Here is a 19,893-nt window from a genome sequence, read left to right on the forward strand (position 1 = left end):
TTTTTTTAAAGTGTTTTACAATCAGTTACAGTTTCTTCAAATAGAATACCAATTCAAACTAAGGTGACAAATTGTCTTACCTATAAATTTTGTAATAAAATAATGAGATTATGGAATATAATTTGTAAGTTTAGATTGTATCTTTGTCTTAGTTTAATATTAAAACGATAAACGATGAAAAAAATATTTTTTGTTACAGCAATTGCGCTAGCGCTATTTTCCTGCAAAACATCTTCGGTTACTGCTACTAAACTGGATCGAGGAATCCAAACAGGCGTAAAAGGAAATTGGGTTATTAGTTCTGTTTCTTATCCGGGTTCAGAATACATCAAGGTGAACTCTTTCCAATTGGCTGATTCAAAATGTTTTGAAGGAAGTACTTGGAAATTTGTTTCTAACAACAACAAAGGAACGATGGCTTTAACTAAGTATGATTGTCCTGTTTTTAGTTCGCCAATTACATGGTTTGTAAATTCTAATGGAGAATTTGTTTTGAAGATTTTAGATGCTGGAGAAAAAGCAAAAAGAGTTAGAGATGGTTATGTATTGCACGTAGCTAATTTAACGGACAGTTCTTTCCAATTGATTGATAAAATTGATGTTGGTGGAAAATTAACAGATGTGGTTTACCAATTTCAACGTGTAAACTAGTTCTAGGAAATTTAATAAATAACAAAAAAAAAGATAATTATGAAAAATATATCCGTATTAGCATTAGCTTTAATAATGATTGCTGGTTCACTGTTTACAAGTTGTGAGGCTGTAAAAAATACTAATAAAACACAAAGAGGAGCTGCTATTGGTGCTGCTGGAGGTGCTATTTTAGGAGGGATTTTAGGAAACAACTTAGGAAAAGGTGGAAAAGGTGCTATGGGAGCTGTTATAGGTGGTGTTGTAGGTGGTGTTGCTGGTGGTGTTATTGGTAATAAAATGGACAAACAAGCCAGACAAATTGACCAAGCTATTCCAGGTGCAGAGGTAAAAAGAGTAGGTGAAGGTATCCAATTGGTTTTAAACGAAAATGCGGTGCGTTTTGATACTAACAAATCTAGTTTGACTGCTACAGCAAAAACAAACTTAGATAAATTAGTTACTGTTTTTAACGAATACCCAGATACTGATATCACTATTTTTGGATATACTGATAGTACTGGTCCAGCTGATTATAACTTGAAACTTTCAGGTGAGCGTGCTGCATCAGTTAAAAATTACTTGGTAAGCAAAGGAATTTTGGCAAGTAGATTTACAATTCAAGGAATGGGAATTGCCGATCCAATTGCTGACAATGGTACTGTAGAAGGAAGAAGTCAAAACCGTCGTGTTGAATTTGCTATTGTGGCTAATGAAAAAATGAAAGCTGACGCTGAAAAAGAAGCAGGAAACTAGTTTTTAGTTTTTTAAAATAGTAAGGTCGTCTCAAGAATTTTGAGACGACCTTTTTTTTTTACCGCAGATTTACAGTTTTTTTAATTATAATTTGCGAATCTTCGGTTGAATTTTATATCCAAAGGTTACTCATTTTTTATATTTTCTTTTAAATTTTTATACCAAAGAAATCTATCTTTGCACTCTCAAAAATAACATTCTTTTAAAATGCTTCAAGTTCAAAATATCACCTTTGGTTATACCGAAAAACCAGTGGTTCAAAACATACATTTCTCAGTTGAAAAAGGGCAAAATATAGCTGTAATAGGTGAAAGCGGTTGTGGAAAAAGTACCTTGCTCAAACTGATTTATGGTTTGTATGATTTAGATCAAGGACAGATTTTTTGGAACGATCAAGAAGTTTTAGGTCCTGATTTTCATTTGGTTCCTGGTATGCCTTTTATGAAATATTTATCGCAGGATTTTGACTTGATGCCATATATTACTGTGGCCGAAAATGTGGGGAAATATTTGTCGAATATTTATCCGGATAAGAAAAAAGCACGTATTCAAGAATTGTTAGAAATCGTAGAGATGACTGAATTTGCCGATGTAAAGGCAAAATACCTTAGTGGCGGTCAACAACAACGTGTGGCTCTGGCAAGAGTTTTAGCCCTAGAACCCGAAGTTTTGTTGTTGGACGAACCGTTTAGTCATATTGATAATTTTAGAAAAAATGCGTTAAGACGCAACTTGTTTGCTTACCTAAAAGCACAAGGAATTACGGTTATTGTTGCCACTCATGATAGTACCGATGCGCTTTCTTTTGCCGATGAAACTATCGTGTTGCAACACGGAAAAATGGTAGATAAAGCCGATTCTTATAATTTGTACAATAATCCTATTAATAAATATGTGGCTTCTCTTTTTGGAGAAGTAAACGAATTGAAATTATCCCAACTTATTACCGTTGATGAAGATTTAGACGAATTGGTTTTATTGTATCCGCATCAATTAAAAGTGGATGAAAAAGGAATCATGAATGTTCTGGTTAAACAATCTTATTTCAAAGGTGGATATTATCTTATCAAAGCTGTTTTTGATAGAAAAGTGATTTTCTTTGAGCACCAATCGGCTTTAGGTTTTAATCAAGAGGTAAATTTGAAGATTTGTTAGACACAAATTTAGTAAGCTTGTAAATTAAATTACACGAATTTTTTCTGCTTTTGGCAGCTTTATGAAATTAAAGCTAAATGTATTTCGTGTAAATTGGTGCATTTCGTGTAAAAATTAGTAATTTGTTATTGTAATTTTAAATTACATTTTTCTAATCAAATAACAGCAGTATGTATCATTCAAAAATTTCAGGATTAGGGTTTTATGTGCCTTCTAATGTGGTGACTAATGACGATTTGTCAAAAATTATAGATACAAATGACGCTTGGATTCAGGAGCGAACCGGAATTCAAGAGCGTAGGCATATCACCAAAGGCAAAGACACCACCACTACAATGGGGGTAAAAGCAGCCAAAATAGCTATAGAACGCGCTGGAATTGATAAAGATGATATTGATTTTATTGTTTTTGCTACTTTAAGTCCCGATTATTATTTTCCAGGACCAGGTGTTTTGGTCCAAAGAGATTTAGGACTAAAGACGGTGGGAGCATTAGATGTTCGCAATCAATGTTCCGGTTTTGTATACGCCTTGTCGGTTGCTGACCAGTATATTAAAACAGGAATGTACAAGAATATTTTAGTGATAGGTTCGGAAGTGCAATCGACAGGATTGGATATGACGACCCGTGGACGAGGAGTTTCGGTAATTTTTGGAGATGGAGCAGGAGCAGCAATTTTAAGTCGCGAAGAAGATTTGACTAAAGGAATTCTTTCTACCCATTTGCATTCGGAAGGAATTCATGCCGAAGAATTAGTTTTAACCGCTCCCGGAATGGGTGGACGCTGGGTGAACGATATTTTAGCCGACAATAACCCGGACGATGAAAGTTATTTTCCACACATGAACGGGCAATTTGTATTTAAAAATGCAGTCGTTCGTTTTGCTGAAGTCATCAATGAAGCATTGGAAGCTAATAATTTAAAAGTGTCCGATATCGATATGTTGATTCCGCATCAAGCGAATTTGCGTATTTCACAGTATATTCAGAAGAAATTTGGCTTAACAGATGATCAGGTGTATAATAATATCCAGAAATATGGAAATACTACGGCAGCTTCTGTGCCTATTGCCTTGACAGAAGCCTGGGAAAAAGGGAAAATAAAATCAGGAGATACCGTGGTTTTAGCTGCTTTTGGCAGTGGATTTACTTGGGCCAGTGTTATTATTAAGTGGTAATGTTGTACGCTTAAAAAATCAAAAAGTGATTAGTGAATAGCTCTTACTAATCACTTTTTACTTTTTATAAATCACTTTTCCCCAATTGCGCTATAATACCTATATTTGCAGCCATTAAAAAATAACTACAAAATGACATTATCACAAACACTTACGCCATCAATACAAAAAGCAATTCAGGATTTATTTGATGTAACCATCGATAAAATCGAATTTCAAGCGACACGTAAGGAATTTGAAGGAGATATTACGATGGTAATTTTCCCATTGTTGAAAATCATAAAAAGCAATCCGGTAGAATTAGGAAATAAAATTGGAAATTATTTAGTAGAAAATGTAGCTGAGGTAGCCAAGTTTAATGTAGTTTCTGGATTTTTAAATATTGTAATTTCAGATGCTCATTATTTGAATTTTTTCAACGGAATTAAAGATAATGTTCGATATGGTTTTGTGGCTCCAAATCCAACTGACAAAGCGGTAATGGTAGAATATTCTTCTCCAAATACGAATAAGCCTTTGCACTTAGGTCATGTTCGTAATAATTTGTTAGGTTATTCTGTGGCTGAAATCATCAAAGCTTCAGGTAAAAAAGTATATAAAACCCAAATTATCAACGATCGTGGAATCCATATTTGTAAGTCGATGTTGGCCTGGCAAAAATTTGGTAAAGACCAAACTCCTGAATCTACAGGATTGAAAGGAGATAAATTGGTTGGTAACTTTTATGTGGCTTTTGATAAGGCATATAAGGAAGAAATCAATCAATTGATGGCTGAAGGGAAGACGGAAGAAGAAGCTAAAAAACAAGCTCCTATGATTTTGGAAGCTCAGGATATGCTTCGCAAATGGGAGGCGGGTGATGCCGAAGTAGTAGCACTTTGGAAAACCATGAACCAATGGGTTTATGATGGTTTTGCTACAACTTATACTAATATGGGTGTTGATTTTGATAGTTATTACTACGAAAGCAATACGTATTTGTTAGGAAAAGATGTGGTTCAAATAGGATTAGAAAAAGGAATCTTCGAAAAAGATCCTGATGGTTCGGTTTGGATTGATTTGACTGATGAAGGCTTGGATCGTAAAATTGTATTGCGTTCGGACGGAACGGCGGTTTATATGACTCAGGATATTGGAACAGCGATTCAACGTGTAAAAGACATGCCAGATGTAGGCGGAATGGTTTACACGGTAGGGAATGAGCAGGATTATCATTTTAAAGTGTTATTCTTAATCCTTAAAAAATTAGGTTTTGACTGGGCTGATAATTTGTTTCACCTATCGTATGGAATGGTTGATTTGCCTTCCGGTAAAATGAAATCCCGTGAAGGAACTGTTGTGGATGCTGATGATTTGATGCAGGATATGCAGGATACGGCTCAGCAAATTTCCGAAGAATTAGGGAAATTGGAAGGTTATTCAGAAGAAGAAAAAGCCAAATTATACAAAACCATCGGAATGGGAGCTTTGAAATATTATATTTTGAAAGTAGATCCTAAGAAACGCATTTTGTTCAACCCAGAAGAATCGGTTGATTTTGCTGGAAATACAGGGCCATTTATTCAATATACTTACGCTAGAATTCAATCTATTATCAGAAAAGCTGAGTTTGATTTTTCGAATGTGGCTAAAGTAGAAACGTTGCACGAAAAAGAAAAAGAATTGCTAAAACAATTGGAGTTATTTCCAGAGGTAATTCAAAATGCTGCTCAAAATCACAGCCCGGCTTTGATAGCTAATTATACTTATGATTTGGTAAAAGAATACAATTCCTTCTATCAGGCACTGCCAATTCTTGGTGAAGCTGATTTAGAAGTGAAAATATTCAGAGTACAGCTTTCAAAAAGAGTTGCAGATACTATTGCAGATGCTTTTAGATTGTTAGGAATTGATGTCCCTGAAAGGATGTAATAGATAATCTGTTTAACCAGATTAAACAAAATTATGGCACGCAGATTTTGCAGATTCGGCTTATTTTAAATTTTTTAAAACTGCTAAAATTTGCAAAACCTACGTGCTTTTTTTAAATTATTAAGATAGATTTAAAAAAAGCCGATAATTCTAGATTACCGACTCTTTTTCACAACACACTAACTAAAACTATTTTTTGATAATGAAGCTATCAATAATAGCATCACTTTCTGCTTTTGTTGCATCTGGCTTTAATTTAAACAAATGCGAATACAAGGTTTTTTTATCTACTTTTTCTTCTAGACTAAGATCTTTATTTTGAGCAAAAACCGTATCCCATTTGGTTCTTACATTTTTCCAGAGCGTTTTGTTTTCCTCCCACCATTTTTGAGCTGCTTGACACTTAGAATCATCCACTTTAGTGTAAATGTCTAAGCCTTTTTCTTCTGCTAATACTGCATCTTTACTATTGTTGTCGCGAATAATTTTGACGTTGTCTTGCTCATGATTCCATCCTGTTTTAGTAATTTCATGGATGTTTCTTCTTTTTAAAACATTGTAATCATTGCGTTTGGTATGTTCCCTTCTTGGTAAAGGAGCATCAGTAGTATTTAGCCAGTAATCTTTTCCGTCCACATGTACCCAACTGGCAGAGCCTTCGTATCTGGGGCTATCATCAACCTGATATACTTTTTGAGTCCATTGTCCTTTTACATCAGTTTTGTTGAGTTTGCTGTATTTCCAAGTGTTGTCTTTATAGAAAGAATACAAATTGGTGTTTTCGTACAACCAATCTTGTCTCCAGTGTTTAATAATTATATCAGGTCCAGCTATCAATAAGTGCTGTAGCATGATTTTATTTGGAGTGTCTTCTAATAATGCAATCCACTCTAAAGCTGTTTCGTGTTTGGTAGCCGAAGGCTTGTAATTGGCGGAGTCATTAACATATTGAAAAGTTTCGGTAAAATTAAATTTAACTTCATAGCAACCACACATGGATTTAATAGACTCAATATCGTGTATTTTTTTATTTTCTTGAGAAAATCCAATTGTGCTTGTAACAAGCATAATAACAGTTAGATAAGTTTTTTTTGTAATCATAATTTCATTTTTTGTTTTAAAATTCTGAGCAAATATATTAATATTTATTTAGAATAAATAAAAATAATTGTATGTTTGTAAAAATTATTAAGATTAAATAAAAATAATGAATCTAAGAATTACACCGTTTATGAGCCTGCTTTTTTGTGGAATTACTTTCGGACAAATGAAAGACAGTATTGCTGTTGAAGAAAAGTTGGCAGAGGTGGTAGTAACAGGAACTAGAACGCAAAGGATACTTTCTTCATTGCCATTGCCGATAACGCTTATAACCTCTGAAACTATTTTAAAAACAGGAGTAAGCAAATTAAATGAGATTTTGAATGAGCAAACAGGAATTATTTTAATTCCAGATGAAAGTGGTTTTGAAGGAATACAAATGCAGGGTTTAGATGCAGCTTATACAACGATTTTAATTGATGGTGTTCCGCTTGTGGGAAGAAGTTCAGGTGTTTTGGATTTATCAAGAATTGCTGTAGGGAATATAGATAGGATTGAAATAGTAAAAGGAGCTTCATCAGCTTTATATGGTTCAGAAGCTATGGGTGGTGTAATCAATGTAATCACAAAAAGAGTTACAAAAGATGTGTTCACAGCGAGCATTTCTAATCGTTATGCTACATTTAATACTAATGATGCCAATGTGAATTTACTTTGGAAAAAGAAAAAATTTGCAACCAATTTGTTTGCTAATTATTATTCATCAGATGGATATGATTTAGATAAAAGTACTTGGTTGAAAACCATTGAGAAATTTCACAATACGACTATTCAACCTAAATTCTATTATGATTTTTCAGATAATTTAAAACTGACTGTCAGTAATCGTTTTTATAATCAGAAGATAAATAATAAAGCAGTAATTGATTCTGAAAAGTATCAAGGAGATGCCACTGAAAATGAATGGAATTCACAGTTTAAAATAGAACACCACTGGAATTCTAAATTGTATACTGAATATGAATTGTATGCTACAAATTATAAAAATGATTCTTTTTTAAATGATGAAAATAAGATGCTTTATGAAAAAGTGTATTATAATCAATGGCTTTTTAGACCAGAACTGCGAACCACTTTTTCGATTAAAGACAGTAAATTAACCACAGGGATTGGATTTAATTATGAATCCTTAGATCGAACTTATTTTGATAAGAATGTTGTATTTAACTCGCAATATGTTTTTGCACAATATGATTATAATCCCACAACTAAATTAAATATTCTTGCCGGATTTAGATACGATAATCATATTGCTTATGCTTCACAATTCAGTCCAAAATTAGCTGCTAATTATAAAATAACAGAAGGTTTTTCTTTGAAAACTTCGATAGGATATGGTTACAAGGCACCAGATTTTCGTCAGTTGTATTTTGATTTTACCAATTCATCAGTAGGATACACGGTTTTAGGATATAATGTTGCAGAAGATCGTTTAAAGGAATTAGAAGCCCAAGGTCAGCTTAATGAAGGAACAGTTACAGGAAATTTTGAGAATTCTTTAAAAGCAGAAAGTTCAGTTAATTTCAATTTTGGGACTTTTTTTAAAAAGAACAAAGTAAAAGTAGACATAAATGCTTTTTACAATTCGATTTCTAATTTGATTGATACCCGTGCAGTAGCACAAAAAACAAATGGGCAAAATGTTTTTAGTTATTTTAATTATAACAAAATTTTCACCTATGGATTGGAGAGTAATGCAACCTATACTTTTAACAAAGCATTTACAATGTCAGTGGGCTATCAATATTTGATTGCTAAAGATAAATCGGTGGTTGATGATTTTGAAGAATATCAGTTTATCCGACCTGCAGGTTCGGGAACTATTAAAATAAATAAATCAGATTACTTCGGGTTGTTTAATCGATCGAAACATACTGCAAATTTCAAGTTTTTATACAGTATTCCAAAAATTAAAACCGATATCAATTTGCGTATTTTTTACAGAAGTAAATACGGAATGTTTGATAGTGATGGAAATCAGATTTTAGATCAGTACGATAAATTTATTAAAGGGTATGTGCTGACAAATTTATCCATTTCTAAACGAGTAACAGACAAATTAATGTTTCAGGCGGGAGCTAATAATTTATTGGATTATACAAATCCAGTTCAGATTAATAATCTTTCTGGAAGGCAAATTTATACACGAATTCAAATCAATTTTTAATTAATAATTTTATAAACACTTTTACAATGAAAACAAATTTTTTAAGATTTTCACTTTTAGCATTCGTTCTTTTTATAGCTTCTTGCAGTAATGATGATAAAGATGATGCAATTCCAGAAGTTGAAACTCAAACCGTTTCTAATCTTGATGCAACAAGTAGTTCTGATTTTACCAAGTTTAGTTTTTCAGAAAATGCAGTTGTAACTGATGATAGTTGGGATATTGCTTTTAGGGGAACAACTATTCTTGTCAATGGCGGAACAGAAATTGGTATTACAGGGGAACCAGATAGGACAGGAGATACAGCAGTAAGTATTGTTTCGGGGACATTTGCAGAGGTGGAAGATTTTCCTTTGGCCAGTACTTTTGCTCAAGATGCTCAGGGAGTTTATGCAATTCCTACTGGTAGTGGCAATGGCTGGTATTCTTATAATTCTTCATCGCATCTTATTTCACCTATTGCAGGAAAAGTATTTGTAGTAAAAACGCATGATGGTAAATATGCAAAATTTGAAATCTTAAGCTATTATAAAGATGCACCGCTAACACCAGACCCTTTGGATTCCGCATCTACCAGATATTATACGTTTAAATTTGCTTATCAGGCTAATAGCACTACTACATTTTAATACAAAATATTAAATTAATGTTCGGAAGTCATTAAGTTAATTACTTGGTTTTTTTTATTTTTTTTGTTTAAAGAGGTTGGATTTTTCCAGCCTCTTTTTAGTTTTATTGTTGGCAGAAATAAAAGACTAACTTCTTTGAACTTTGTTACTTTGCAACTTTGAACCTTTGTAACTTCTTAGTATATTTGCACTTCCTAAAAAACAACAATACTATGTTTGATAATTTAAGCGAAAAATTAGATAAAGCTTTTCATATATTAAAAGGTCACGGTAAAATTACCGAAGTTAACGTTGCTGACACCTTAAAAGAAGTACGTCGCGCCTTATTAGATGCCGATGTGAATTTTAAAATTGCAAAGGATTTTACGGCTAGAGTAAAAGACAAAGCCATAGGTCAGGACGTATTAACTACTTTACAACCAGGTCAATTGTTGGTGAAGTTAGTTAAAGATGAGTTGACTGAATTAATGGGAGGTGATGTTGCTGGAATTAATTTACAGGGAACACCTTCAGTGATTTTGATGTCTGGATTGCAAGGTTCTGGAAAGACTACTTTTTCTGGAAAATTGGCTAATTATCTTCAAACAAAGAAAAATAAAAAACCACTTCTTGTAGCTTGTGATATTTATCGTCCTGCGGCAATTAATCAGTTGCATGTAGTGGGAGACCAAATAGGGGTTGAGGTTTATTCTGAACCAGAGAATAAAAATCCTGTTGCCATTGCTCAAAATGCCATTGCCCACGCAAAAGCTAACGGTTTCAATGTAGTCATTGTCGATACAGCGGGACGTTTAGCAGTGGATCAGGAAATGATGGACGAAATTGCTCGTGTTCACAATGCGATCAAACCACAGGAAACCTTATTTGTTGTCGATTCGATGACAGGACAGGATGCTGTAAATACAGCCAAAGCATTCAACGATATCCTAAACTTTGATGGAGTTATCTTAACCAAATTAGATGGTGATACCCGTGGTGGAGCTGCCTTATCTATTAAATCGGTGGTGAACAAGCCGATTAAATTTGTAGGTACGGGTGAAAAGATGGAAGCTATTGATGTTTTCTATCCGGATCGTATGGCGGAGCGTATTCTTGGAATGGGGGACGTTGTTTCCTTAGTAGAAAGAGCTCAGGAGCAATTTAATGAAGAAGAAGCTAGAAAACTTCAAAAGAAAATTGCTAAAAATGAATTTGGTTTTGATGATTTCCTTTCTCAAATCCAACAAGTAAAGAAAATGGGTAATATGAAGGATTTGGTAGGAATGATACCAGGTGCTTCAAAAGCCATGAAAGATGTAGAAATTGAAGACGATGCATTCAAACATATTGAAGCAATTATCTATTCGATGACGCCATCAGAGAGAAAAAGACCAGCTTTGATTGATGTGAAAAGAAAAGCGAGAATTGCAAAAGGTTCCGGAACGAAAGTAGAACAGGTAAATCAGTTGATGAAACAATTTGACCAAATGAGTAAAATGATGAAGATGATGCAAGGTCCAGGCGGGAAGAACTTGATGAAAATGATGGGCGGAATGAAAGGAATGCCAGGTGGAATGTCAGGAATGAAATAATTATAAATTGAGAGTTATGAATTATGAATTTTTATCCAACTCATAATTTATAACTGATAACCCATAACTCAAAATAAAAATGCAAATACTAGACGGAAAAAAAACTTCGGAAGATATTAAAAAAGAAATCGCAGCTGAAGTTCAAAAAATGAAAGCCAATGGCGAAAAAGTACCTCATTTAGCAGCAGTTATTGTTGGTACCAATGGAGCGAGTTTAACTTATGTGGGAAGTAAAGTGCGCTCTTGTGAGCAAATTGGTTTCGATTCTACTTTAGTTGCTTTGCCAGAAGACATTACAGAAGAGGCTTTGTTGAACAAAATAAAAGACCTGAATGAAGATGATAATTTGGATGGTTACATCGTTCAATTGCCTTTACCAAAACATATTGACGAAGAAAAAATCCTTTTAGCAATTAATCCTGAAAAAGATGTAGATGGTTTTCATCCAACAAACTTTGGACGTATGGCTTTAGAAATGGAAACATTTTTACCAGCAACGCCTTTTGGAATTATGGAATTGTTAGAGCGTTACAAAGTAGAAACTTCTGGGAAGCATACCGTTGTTATTGGACGCAGTCATATTGTTGGTCGTCCAATGAGTATTTTGATGAGCCGCAAAGGAAATCCTGGTGATTCAACTGTGACTTTAACACACAGTAGAACTAAAAATTTAGAAGAATATACTAAAAATGCTGATATTATTATTACCGCTTTAGGAGTACCTGAATTCTTAAAAGCTGATATGGTAAAAGACGGTGTAGTTATTATTGACGTGGGTATTACTCGTGTGGATGATGCTTCAAACCCTAAAGGATACGTAATTAAAGGTGATGTTGATTTTGACGGAGTAAGTAAAAAATCATCATTCATTACTCCGGTTCCGGGTGGAGTAGGACCTATGACTATAGCTATGTTGCTGAAAAATACACTTTTGGCACGAAAAATTAGAAGTAGAAAATAATACTCTAAATGAGTTGTTATATAAAACCCAAGATGAAAGTCTTGGGTTTGTTTTTTTTATTCGTTTTGATGTATTTCCATTTGTTTGGCAATCGTTTCTTCGAGGTTTTTTAAAACAATGGGTTTGCTTATAAAATCATCCATTCCATTTGCAATTGCTTTGGTTTTGTCTTCGTCAAAAGCACTGGCGGTTACGGCAATAATTGGAATGTTTCTGGACTTGTATTTGGCTAATGAATGGATTTTTTGTGTAGCTTCAAAACCATCCATTTCAGGCATGTGTAAATCCATGAAAATAATATCGTACTCATTTTTTTTAAAAAGAACAACAGCTTCTAATCCATTATTAGCAATGTCAGAAGGAATATTGATTTTATCCAATAGTTTCTTAAGAACTTTTTGATTGATTATATTGTCTTCTACAATAAGTACTTTTTTTATAGATTTTTTATGAGAATGGTGAAAATTATTATTTTGATTTTCAATTAGTATTGCTTCAGCGTTTACTTCAAACGGAATATCAAAACTAAAACTGGAACCGCCTTCCTGCAATGCAATAATGTTTAATTTTGAACCTCCCATTAAATGAATTAATTGGTTTGAAATGGTGAGTCCTAAACCAGTTCCGCCGTATTTGCGGGTGGTAGTTAAATCGGCTTGTTCAAAAGCTAATAGTAATTGTTCGGTTTTGTTGACATCAATTCCAATTCCCGAATCCATTACCCGGAAATTCAGGTGTTGAATGTTGTTTTCCAGTTTAATGAATTTAACTTGCAGTTTTACATCACCTTCTGCAGTAAATTTAATGGCGTTGTCCAAAAGATTGATTAAAACCTGTTGTAATCTTAAATTATCGGCAAAAATGTTGTCGTTTATGGTTTTATCAAAATCAAAATGAAGGGAGATATTTTTGTCCTTTACCCGATATTCAAATAAGCGGATGAGTTTAGATAATTCTTTTTGCAGATGAATGGGGTGCTGTTCTAATTTCATTTTTCCAGCTTCCATTTTAGAATGATCTAAAATCATGTTTACAATTCCCAGCAGATGATTGGCACTGTGTTCGGCAATTTCGATATATTCGGATTGGTCGCCGTTAAGAGGACTTGTTTTAAGAATGTTTAGCATTCCAATAACTCCATTTAATGGTGAACGGATTTCGTGGCTCATATTAGCCAAAAATTGGGTTTTGAATTTAGCGGTGTTGTTAGCTGCTTCCGTATTTTTTTCTAGTGAAATAATAGTCTCGGCTAATTTTTCTTTTAAAATTTTATAACTATTCAATAAAAAGTCTATTTCTTTAATTGAGGATTTATCGGCTAGGTTTGAGGTTGTATTTTTAAAATTTGAAAAAATAAAATTCGAAATATCTAAAGAAAGTAGTTTAATGTCTTTGGTAAAATACTTTGAAATATAAAGACATAAAAATAACGCAATGGCTATCATCAATAGCGTTTGAGCGATTTGAAAATAGAATAAATTGGTTTTTAAATGCGCAATTCTTTTTTCGTTGTACGAAATGATTTGGTTCAAACTTTTTTCAATCTGATTATTTAATTGATTCAGTTTTCCGTTTAAGCCAAGATGCTGCCCGTGCCCCAGTTGATTGCTTAATTGGACCAATTGCTCAAAATATTGTTTGTAAGCTGTCAAGTTTTGTTTGGTATCTGCATTTAATTCTTCGGATACAATGGTTTTGTTGTACAAATCTTGAAATTTTCGGATATATATGCCTTCCGAACGCAACAAATAATCTTTTTCATGACGTCGGAATTGTAATATAGTGGAGCGATTTAGAAGTTCTTTTTCTTCCAAATAATGTGCTTTGTCGCGCATTTTACCTTCAATACCATAATCTTTGAAACCTCTTATCAAAGCTAGTTTTTTGTATTGATGGACATTTGTAATTAGACTATCAATATTATTAAATAGCATTAGCATCAATTGATGATTGATTTTTATATTAAGGTTTTTGGATTCCCTATAAATTAAATCGACCTCTTTTCTTTGTTGGTTTAAGTTAGAAATGTATTGTTTCAAGTCTTCTTGGCTATGATGGATATAGAAGTTTTCTTCCTTATAGCCATACAATAGAAAAGTTTGAAATCGTTTGGTATTAGCGCTAAAATCTTGTGAAACTCGGTACGATTGGTAGCTAAAATCGTTAAGATTATCAACTTTTCGATCGATGTAGAGGTATGTTAAGAACCAAATTAGAATTAAAAGTATCATTACGGTAAATGATAAAAATATTTGAACTCTAAAATCACGAACGTTTGGGACAGAAAATTTCAATTGTAATGTATTAGTAATACTAGTAAAATTAGAGTCTTGCTTTTTAAGTAAGATTAAGTCAGTTCAAAGAAAAGGTTAATTAATTGTTTCCCTTTGTAAGTTGCTTTCATCCAAATGTTTAATTTATTAAAAAGTTTTTTTATCCATCTATCCCTTATAAATACTCGATTTTTTATTTTTTCTATTTTTTTGTAGGATTTAATTTGGTTTAATAGCTTGTTTATTCGAAAAACTTTCTTTTCTTTGCGTACTACTAAACTAGTGCACTAATAAAATATATTATGATAAGAATTCAACATTTAACTTTTCAGTATAAAAAGCAGGACGCTTTGTTTACTGATTTATCTTTCGAGCAGGAAAAAGGAAGTATTGTCGGTTTGTTGGGTAAAAATGGAGCCGGTAAATCGACATTGCTCAAACTGATTTCGGGTTTACTTAAACCGCAAGTGGGAGAACTTGCAATTAATGCTTGTAAACCCTTTGATCGTTTGCCTGATTTTTTGGCAGACATTTATATGGTTTCTGAGGAGTTTTCATTTCCTACAATAACTATTGGTTTGTATATCAAGGCAACTGCTCCTTTGTATCCCAAATTCGATTACGAAAAAATGAACCGTATTTTACAGGAATTCGAATTGGATGCTAAAAAATCCCTAAACGGACTTTCGCACGGACAACGCAAGAAATTCTTAATTGCTTTTGCTTTATCTACTAATTGCAGCGTGTTAGTTTTAGACGAACCTACTAATGGTTTGGATATTCCGTCTAAAAGTTTGTTTCGAAAAATTTTAGTGAGTTCGGTTTCCGAGGACCAATTGGTCTTGATTTCGACCCATCAGGTAAAAGATATCGAAACTATAATTGATACGATTGTAGTTTTGGATGAAGGGAAAATAGTCTATAACGAATCGATTTTTGAAATTAGTCAAAGATTACAATTCAAAACGGTAACTACTTTGTCAGGTTTGGAAAACCCAATGTATCAAGAGAAATGTTTGGGCGGTCATCGTATTATAACGGAATCCAACCAACTTGAAGAAACCGAAATAGACATAGAACTCCTTTTTAACGCTATCATTAATAAAGTAACCTTAAAACCAGAAAGCCATGTCGTTAAATAATTATTTTAATATCAAAAGATTTAGTCTTTTGTTGAAACAGGATTTGTTAATTAATAGAACTAAATATCTGTTGGGTATTTTAGTATTAGGATTGATAACTTATTTATTATCATATTGGTTTCTTAGTACAAATAAAACAACTCTTGTTCGATTTCAAGAACAAATTAATGTTTATTATATGGTTTGTTTTCTGTTTTATATGATGGGAGTTGGAGTTGTTGTTGGAACTGCTTTTCCTGAATTGAGCGATAAAATTAAAACAGCAAATTATTTACTTTCTCCAGCTTCTACTTTTGAAAAATTTTTGGCTCAATTTTTATTAAGGATAGGGGTATTTATTCCTATTGCATTGGTAATATTTTGGATTACCATTCGTTTGGCCAAAGCTTCTTTAGTTCCAGAAATGCTGTATGGAAATCAATTTTTTGACCCGGCTTTGGTTCCTTATTTTGAATTTCGTCTTTTAGTGACTAGAGGAGTTGATCATTTGTGGAGTATACCGGAGATACTAATTATGGTTTTTGGCTTTTTCTCTTATGGGTGCTATCTTTTTTCTGGAACAACATACTTTAAGCGCTATGCTTTAATAAAAACAGTAGTTGTTTCTGGAATTGTATTTGGGATATTTGCTTTATTTATGATTTTGCTTTCACATATTTTTTACGCTCAGGAAACCCATGGTTTTGAAGTTAAATTTAAAAATTTTTTCGTTTTTGGAATGCATGGCATGGAATTTTTTATTTTGTTGTTATCGTTACTTTCTTGGGTATTCTTTTTGCCTATTGCCTATTTCAAATTAAAAGAAAAGGAGGCTTAATATGGATTTTAAATCAACCAAAGGGATTTATCTACAAATAGTAGATAATCTCTGTCAACAAATTTTAGAAGGGCAATTGAAATCGGGAGATCGGGTAGCTTCAGTACGGGATTTGGCTGCCGAATTTGAGGTGAATCATAACACGGTGATGCGAGCCTATGCCAATTTGCAAGAAGCTGGGATTTTTGACAACAAACGAGGAATCGGTTTTTTTGTTTCCGAAAAGGCGCTGGAACTCATTAAGCAAACTGAAAAAGAAAATTTTTTCAGTCAGGATTTACCTGATTTCTTACTTAAAGTAAAATTACTCCAATTGAACAGTACCGACTTAAACGAATTATTATCCGCAATTAAAAATAACGACTATGAAAACAAGTAACATCCTATTTATTTCTTTTTTAATTTTTCTGTTTGGGGGAATAACCTTAGCATGTATTGGTTCAAAATATTATGTTGAGGAAAAATTTTCTGTTTCAGCAAATAAGACAGCTCCTTTTTCGGTTGTAGTTGCTGAACCAGGTGCTTATTTAGTTTTAAAGAATGGTAGAGAATTTAGTGTTTCTCAGAGTTATAAAAAAGATGTGGTTCCTGATTTTGCTCCTTATGAAGTTAGAAATGATACGTTGTTTGTTTCTGCAGTTAAATCAAGAAAAGATGGCGAATGGTTTATTGTTCCCGAAATCTATTGCAAAAATGTTCAGTCTATTATTGCAAAAGAAAAAAACAATGTTAATTTGAGAAATTATCAGGTGGATAGCTTGTATGTGAATCTTAACAAATCCTCATGCTATTGGGATTTTAATAAACCTACTTATCTAAATATTATTTCTAAAAATTCTTATGTGCATCTTAACGGAGATTATATTGAAAAAATAAATCTGCAATTTGATAAAACAACACTTTATATGAATTCTAAAAAAGCAACTAAAAAGTTGTCAGGAAGTTTAATCAATGATTCAGAATTTCAAGGATCAATAGAAGGAAAAGTAAGTCTTGAGGTAGATAAATCAAGTCGAACCTATATAAGATAAAAATTTTCTATTTATACTATGTAATTAAAAATTAAATTAAACTTACAAAAGGTATTTTTTACATTAAATTTGATTCCGATAAAGAAATAAATATTTTCTTTATCGGATTTTTTTTAAATAAAGTCAATATCTGTATTATTATTTCAAAATAAAATATAACTTTGCAATTCAAAGTACTTTAATTATGAATCAAAAACATCAGGAAGACTTATCACATATTCGCTCTATGATGGAGCGTTCTTCACGATTTATTTCTTTAAGTGGGCTCTCAGGAGTATTTGCAGGTCTTTCAGCCTTGATAGGAGGATTGTATGTGTACCAATTGTTAGAACAAAATGGAATTAATTATTTTGAAGCGACCAGCAAAGAGTTTTCATTAAGTTTGATTTATGAGTTAATAACTATTGGTGTTGTTATTTTTGTCTCTGCATTTATTTTCGGGATTGTGTTTACGGTTAGAAAAAGTAGAAAAAATGATTTACCCATCTGGACTTCTTCTACTAAGAAGATGTTGATTAATTTGGCTATTCCGCTTTTAGCGGGAGGAGTTTTTTGTTTAGCTCTTTTGTACCATCAAATAGCAGTGTTAATTGCACCTACAACTTTATTATTTTATGGTTTAGCATTGGTGAATGCTGAGAAATATACTTTTTCGGATATTAAATATTTAGGATTTTGTGAAATGCTTTTAGGTTGTATTTCACTTTTTTATCTAGGTTATGGTTTGATTTTTTGGATAATTGGATTTGGAGTTTTACATATTTTATATGGATTAATCGTATTCAAAAAATATAAATAAGCCTGATAATGGGAATTATTGATAAATTAAATAAGGAATTTGAAAGCCGAGTTAGATTGGGTATTATGTCTATTCTGATGGTGAATGATTGGATTGATTTTAGCGAAATGAAATCTTTATTGAATATTACTGATGGTAATTTAGCCAGTCATTCTGCTGCTCTTGAGAAAGCGCAATACATAGAAGTGAAGAAAGAATTTGTGGGTAAAAAGCCCAAAACATCGTATCGTGTCACTAATCTAGGAAGAGTAGCATTTAGCGCTCATCTTAATGCCTTGGAAAAATTATTTAAGTCTTAATATCCTTTTTTTTAATCAATAACTTTGAAATACAAAGTACTTTTAAATTTTAAATTATGAAAAAAATCCATTTTATCGTCGTGAGTAGTTTCATTTTTACTCTTCTTTTTTACAATGAGAGTGTAGGGCTGAACTTAGCCATTTTTGGACTGGCACTAATAGCCTTTATTTGTTATTTCTTTCAGGAAAAACTCAAAACCAGAACCCATTTAGTATTAGTTACAACTTCAGTATTGTCTTGCTTGGCTTTTGCCTGGTATGGTGATTTTGTTTCTTTTTTAGCATTGAGTTTATCCATTATTTTTTTACAGTTTAAGACGCAAGAATCAAATCTGAAAGTAGTGCAAGTGATTCCTCTTATTTTTTTAAATGGAATCACAACATTAGGTCGAGTCTTTATGTTTAGCCGGTACATCCCAAAGCGCCAGGTAAATAATGGTTTTGCTAAAAAACTAATTGCTTATTTTGTTATTCCAACAGTATTTTTGGGATTGTTTTTCGCGGTTTACTCTTTTGGAAGTGATCATTTTTCTTCTCTATTTACGGATTATTATTTAGATATTGATTTTTGGTATTTGATCCTTATTGTAAGTTTAGGATTTTATATTTCATTTACTTTTTGGAATTATTGGGTTCCGGAAGTTTGTTATGAAAAAAATCAACTTTTAGATAATGATTTTAAGGATGAAGTTAAATCCCAAAACGAGAATACCTTCTCTTTTTTGGATATTGATTTCGAAAGAAAAAGTGGTGTCATCACTTTGTTTCTTTTAAATGTATTGCTGTTAATTTTTATTGCAACGTATAATTATGAGCAGTTTTTTGAAGCAGTTAAAAAATCAAATTTAAGTTCGGATACGCACGAAAGAGTGAATGCAGTTATTTTTTCCATTGTCATGGCTGTTGGTGTTATTTTATTTTATTTTAAACGAGGCTTTAATTTTGATAAAAAAGCAAATTCACTTAAAAAAATGGCGAAAGTTTGGCTTGTCTTAAATGGAGTTTTGATTCTTAGCACAATGGTTAAAAACTCAGAATATGTTTCTTTTTACGGCTTGACTTACAAACGACTTGGTGTATATGCTTTCTTAATTTTAGCAATAATTGGCTTGGTGATTTCTTTTGTGAAAATAGCAAAGCAAAAAACAAACGCCTTTCTATTCAACCAAATGTTTTGGTATTTTTATGGGACAATTTTAATATGCAGTTTTGTCAATTGGGGAAATTTGATAACCAAATATAATATCGCAGCCAATAAAGGAGTAGATGCTAAATTTTTATATAGTTTGGATTATAATCATGATTTACGTAATGATTATTATAAAGAACATAATATTGAAAACGTATGGGGAGATTATGATTTAAATAAAAATAAGAAAACTTCATTTTTGTCCAAAGCGCTTTATTATGAATTCGTAACGGTTAGAGAGTAGAAATATATTATTGATAAAATATTTGTAATTGTATCTTTTT

At 32.4% G+C, this 19,893-nt stretch carries 18 protein-coding genes; 16 read left to right on the forward strand and 2 right to left on the reverse strand.

The window, feature by feature from the left end; genetic code table 11:
- Positions 1-174 precede the first annotated feature (174 nt).
- The 5 genes from AC4FRF_RS12270 to argS all read left to right on the forward strand — a co-directional run bounded on the left by AC4FRF_RS12270 (position 175) and on the right by argS (position 5,630).
- On the forward strand, positions 175-651 hold the full coding sequence (locus tag AC4FRF_RS12270; RefSeq protein ID WP_491159843.1) for a hypothetical protein: 477 nt from the start codon (positions 175-177) through the stop codon (positions 649-651).
- A 39-nt stretch (positions 652-690) separates the two neighbouring features.
- On the forward strand, positions 691-1,386 hold the full coding sequence (locus AC4FRF_RS12275; protein WP_491159844.1) for a YiaD family glycine zipper/OmpA-like lipoprotein: 696 nt from the start codon (positions 691-693) through the stop codon (positions 1,384-1,386).
- A gap of 207 nt (positions 1,387-1,593) precedes the next feature.
- A complete protein-coding gene (locus AC4FRF_RS12280; RefSeq protein ID WP_491159845.1) occupies positions 1,594-2,541 on the forward strand; it encodes an ABC transporter ATP-binding protein in 948 nt (315 codons plus the stop codon).
- A gap of 170 nt (positions 2,542-2,711) precedes the next feature.
- Positions 2,712-3,719 carry a 3-oxoacyl-ACP synthase III family protein gene (locus AC4FRF_RS12285; protein ID WP_491159846.1) on the forward strand — a complete coding sequence of 336 codons (1,008 nt, stop codon included), beginning with the start codon at positions 2,712-2,714 and terminating at the stop codon, positions 3,717-3,719.
- Between the two features lie 132 nt (positions 3,720-3,851).
- Complete coding sequence (gene argS, locus AC4FRF_RS12290) at positions 3,852-5,630, forward strand: arginine--tRNA ligase (RefSeq protein WP_491159847.1); 1,779 nt, start codon at positions 3,852-3,854, stop codon at positions 5,628-5,630.
- A 189-nt stretch (positions 5,631-5,819) separates the two neighbouring features.
- Here the strand turns inward: argS and AC4FRF_RS12295 are convergent, their stop codons facing one another.
- Positions 5,820-6,731 carry a DUF6607 family protein gene (locus tag AC4FRF_RS12295; protein ID WP_491159848.1) on the reverse strand — a complete coding sequence of 304 codons (912 nt, stop codon included), beginning with the start codon at positions 6,729-6,731 and terminating at the stop codon, positions 5,820-5,822.
- A gap of 106 nt (positions 6,732-6,837) precedes the next feature.
- Here AC4FRF_RS12295 and AC4FRF_RS12300 point away from each other — a divergent pair, with 106 nt between their 5' ends.
- The 4 genes from AC4FRF_RS12300 to AC4FRF_RS12315 all read left to right on the forward strand — a co-directional run bounded on the left by AC4FRF_RS12300 (position 6,838) and on the right by AC4FRF_RS12315 (position 12,059).
- On the forward strand, positions 6,838-8,898 hold the full coding sequence (locus AC4FRF_RS12300; protein ID WP_491159849.1) for a TonB-dependent receptor plug domain-containing protein: 2,061 nt from the start codon (positions 6,838-6,840) through the stop codon (positions 8,896-8,898).
- Positions 8,899-8,924: 26 nt separating this feature from the next.
- On the forward strand, positions 8,925-9,527 hold the full coding sequence (locus AC4FRF_RS12305; protein WP_491159850.1) for an HmuY family protein: 603 nt from the start codon (positions 8,925-8,927) through the stop codon (positions 9,525-9,527).
- Between the two features lie 212 nt (positions 9,528-9,739).
- Entirely contained in the window at positions 9,740-11,098 is a 1,359-nt protein-coding gene (ffh, locus tag AC4FRF_RS12310) for a signal recognition particle protein (RefSeq protein WP_491159851.1), read from the forward strand.
- 79 nt (positions 11,099-11,177) lie between these two features.
- Positions 11,178-12,059 (forward strand): bifunctional 5,10-methylenetetrahydrofolate dehydrogenase/5,10-methenyltetrahydrofolate cyclohydrolase, encoded by an 882-nt coding sequence (locus AC4FRF_RS12315; protein ID WP_491159852.1) that lies wholly within the window; start codon positions 11,178-11,180, stop codon positions 12,057-12,059.
- 56 nt (positions 12,060-12,115) lie between these two features.
- On the opposite strand, the gene AC4FRF_RS12320 is transcribed toward AC4FRF_RS12315, so the two are convergent.
- Entirely contained in the window at positions 12,116-14,353 is a 2,238-nt protein-coding gene (locus AC4FRF_RS12320; RefSeq protein WP_491159853.1) for a response regulator, read from the reverse strand.
- A 281-nt stretch (positions 14,354-14,634) separates the two neighbouring features.
- On the opposite strand from AC4FRF_RS12320, the gene AC4FRF_RS12325 reads away from it, so the two are divergent.
- The 7 genes from AC4FRF_RS12325 (at position 14,635) to AC4FRF_RS12355 (ending at position 19,853) form a co-directional block, all read left to right on the forward strand.
- Positions 14,635-15,474, forward strand: coding sequence for an ABC transporter ATP-binding protein (locus tag AC4FRF_RS12325; protein ID WP_491159854.1), 840 nt, complete (start codon positions 14,635-14,637; stop codon positions 15,472-15,474).
- Positions 15,461-16,291 carry a hypothetical protein gene (locus AC4FRF_RS12330; protein WP_491159855.1) on the forward strand — a complete coding sequence of 277 codons (831 nt, stop codon included), beginning with the start codon at positions 15,461-15,463 and terminating at the stop codon, positions 16,289-16,291. The genes AC4FRF_RS12325 and AC4FRF_RS12330 overlap by 14 nt, the downstream gene beginning before the upstream one ends.
- 1 nt (position 16,292) lies before the next feature.
- Positions 16,293-16,670, forward strand: coding sequence for a GntR family transcriptional regulator (locus AC4FRF_RS12335; protein WP_491159856.1), 378 nt, complete (start codon positions 16,293-16,295; stop codon positions 16,668-16,670).
- Positions 16,657-17,322, forward strand: coding sequence for a hypothetical protein (locus tag AC4FRF_RS12340; RefSeq protein ID WP_491159857.1), 666 nt, complete (start codon positions 16,657-16,659; stop codon positions 17,320-17,322). Before AC4FRF_RS12335 ends, AC4FRF_RS12340 begins: the two co-directional genes overlap by 14 nt.
- A 184-nt stretch (positions 17,323-17,506) precedes the next feature.
- The gene (locus AC4FRF_RS12345; protein ID WP_491159858.1) at positions 17,507-18,121 is read left to right on the forward strand and encodes a hypothetical protein; all 615 of its coding nucleotides are present in this window, start codon (positions 17,507-17,509) and stop codon (positions 18,119-18,121) included.
- 8 nt (positions 18,122-18,129) lie between these two features.
- On the forward strand, positions 18,130-18,420 hold the full coding sequence (locus AC4FRF_RS12350; RefSeq protein ID WP_491159859.1) for a winged helix-turn-helix domain-containing protein: 291 nt from the start codon (positions 18,130-18,132) through the stop codon (positions 18,418-18,420).
- A 56-nt stretch (positions 18,421-18,476) separates the two neighbouring features.
- The gene (locus AC4FRF_RS12355) at positions 18,477-19,853 is read left to right on the forward strand and encodes a DUF4153 domain-containing protein (protein WP_491159860.1); all 1,377 of its coding nucleotides are present in this window, start codon (positions 18,477-18,479) and stop codon (positions 19,851-19,853) included.
- Positions 19,854-19,893: the final 40 nt, after the last annotated feature.

Source organism: Flavobacterium sp. ST-158 (assembly GCF_058309975.1).

Bases quoted from the DNA above. Each gene is read 5' to 3' on its own strand.
- AC4FRF_RS12270 (WP_491159843.1), top strand. From the start codon at position 175: ATGAAAAAAATATTTTTTGTTACAGCAATTGCGCTAGCGCTATTTTCC.
- AC4FRF_RS12275 (WP_491159844.1), top strand. From the start codon at position 691: ATGAAAAATATATCCGTATTAGCATTAGCTTTAATAATGATTGCTGGT.
- AC4FRF_RS12280 (WP_491159845.1), top strand. From the start codon at position 1,594: ATGCTTCAAGTTCAAAATATCACCTTTGGTTATACCGAAAAACCAGTG.
- AC4FRF_RS12285 (WP_491159846.1), top strand. From the start codon at position 2,712: ATGTATCATTCAAAAATTTCAGGATTAGGGTTTTATGTGCCTTCTAAT.
- argS (WP_491159847.1), top strand. From the start codon at position 3,852: ATGACATTATCACAAACACTTACGCCATCAATACAAAAAGCAATTCAG.
- AC4FRF_RS12295 (WP_491159848.1), bottom strand. From the start codon at position 6,731: ATGATTACAAAAAAAACTTATCTAACTGTTATTATGCTTGTTACAAGC.
- AC4FRF_RS12300 (WP_491159849.1), top strand. From the start codon at position 6,838: ATGAATCTAAGAATTACACCGTTTATGAGCCTGCTTTTTTGTGGAATT.
- AC4FRF_RS12305 (WP_491159850.1), top strand. From the start codon at position 8,925: ATGAAAACAAATTTTTTAAGATTTTCACTTTTAGCATTCGTTCTTTTT.
- ffh (WP_491159851.1), top strand. From the start codon at position 9,740: ATGTTTGATAATTTAAGCGAAAAATTAGATAAAGCTTTTCATATATTA.
- AC4FRF_RS12315 (WP_491159852.1), top strand. From the start codon at position 11,178: ATGCAAATACTAGACGGAAAAAAAACTTCGGAAGATATTAAAAAAGAA.
- AC4FRF_RS12325 (WP_491159854.1), top strand. From the start codon at position 14,635: ATGATAAGAATTCAACATTTAACTTTTCAGTATAAAAAGCAGGACGCT.
- AC4FRF_RS12330 (WP_491159855.1), top strand. From the start codon at position 15,461: ATGTCGTTAAATAATTATTTTAATATCAAAAGATTTAGTCTTTTGTTG.
- AC4FRF_RS12335 (WP_491159856.1), top strand. From the start codon at position 16,293: ATGGATTTTAAATCAACCAAAGGGATTTATCTACAAATAGTAGATAAT.
- AC4FRF_RS12340 (WP_491159857.1), top strand. From the start codon at position 16,657: ATGAAAACAAGTAACATCCTATTTATTTCTTTTTTAATTTTTCTGTTT.
- AC4FRF_RS12345 (WP_491159858.1), top strand. From the start codon at position 17,507: ATGAATCAAAAACATCAGGAAGACTTATCACATATTCGCTCTATGATG.
- AC4FRF_RS12350 (WP_491159859.1), top strand. From the start codon at position 18,130: ATGGGAATTATTGATAAATTAAATAAGGAATTTGAAAGCCGAGTTAGA.
- AC4FRF_RS12355 (WP_491159860.1), top strand. From the start codon at position 18,477: ATGAAAAAAATCCATTTTATCGTCGTGAGTAGTTTCATTTTTACTCTT.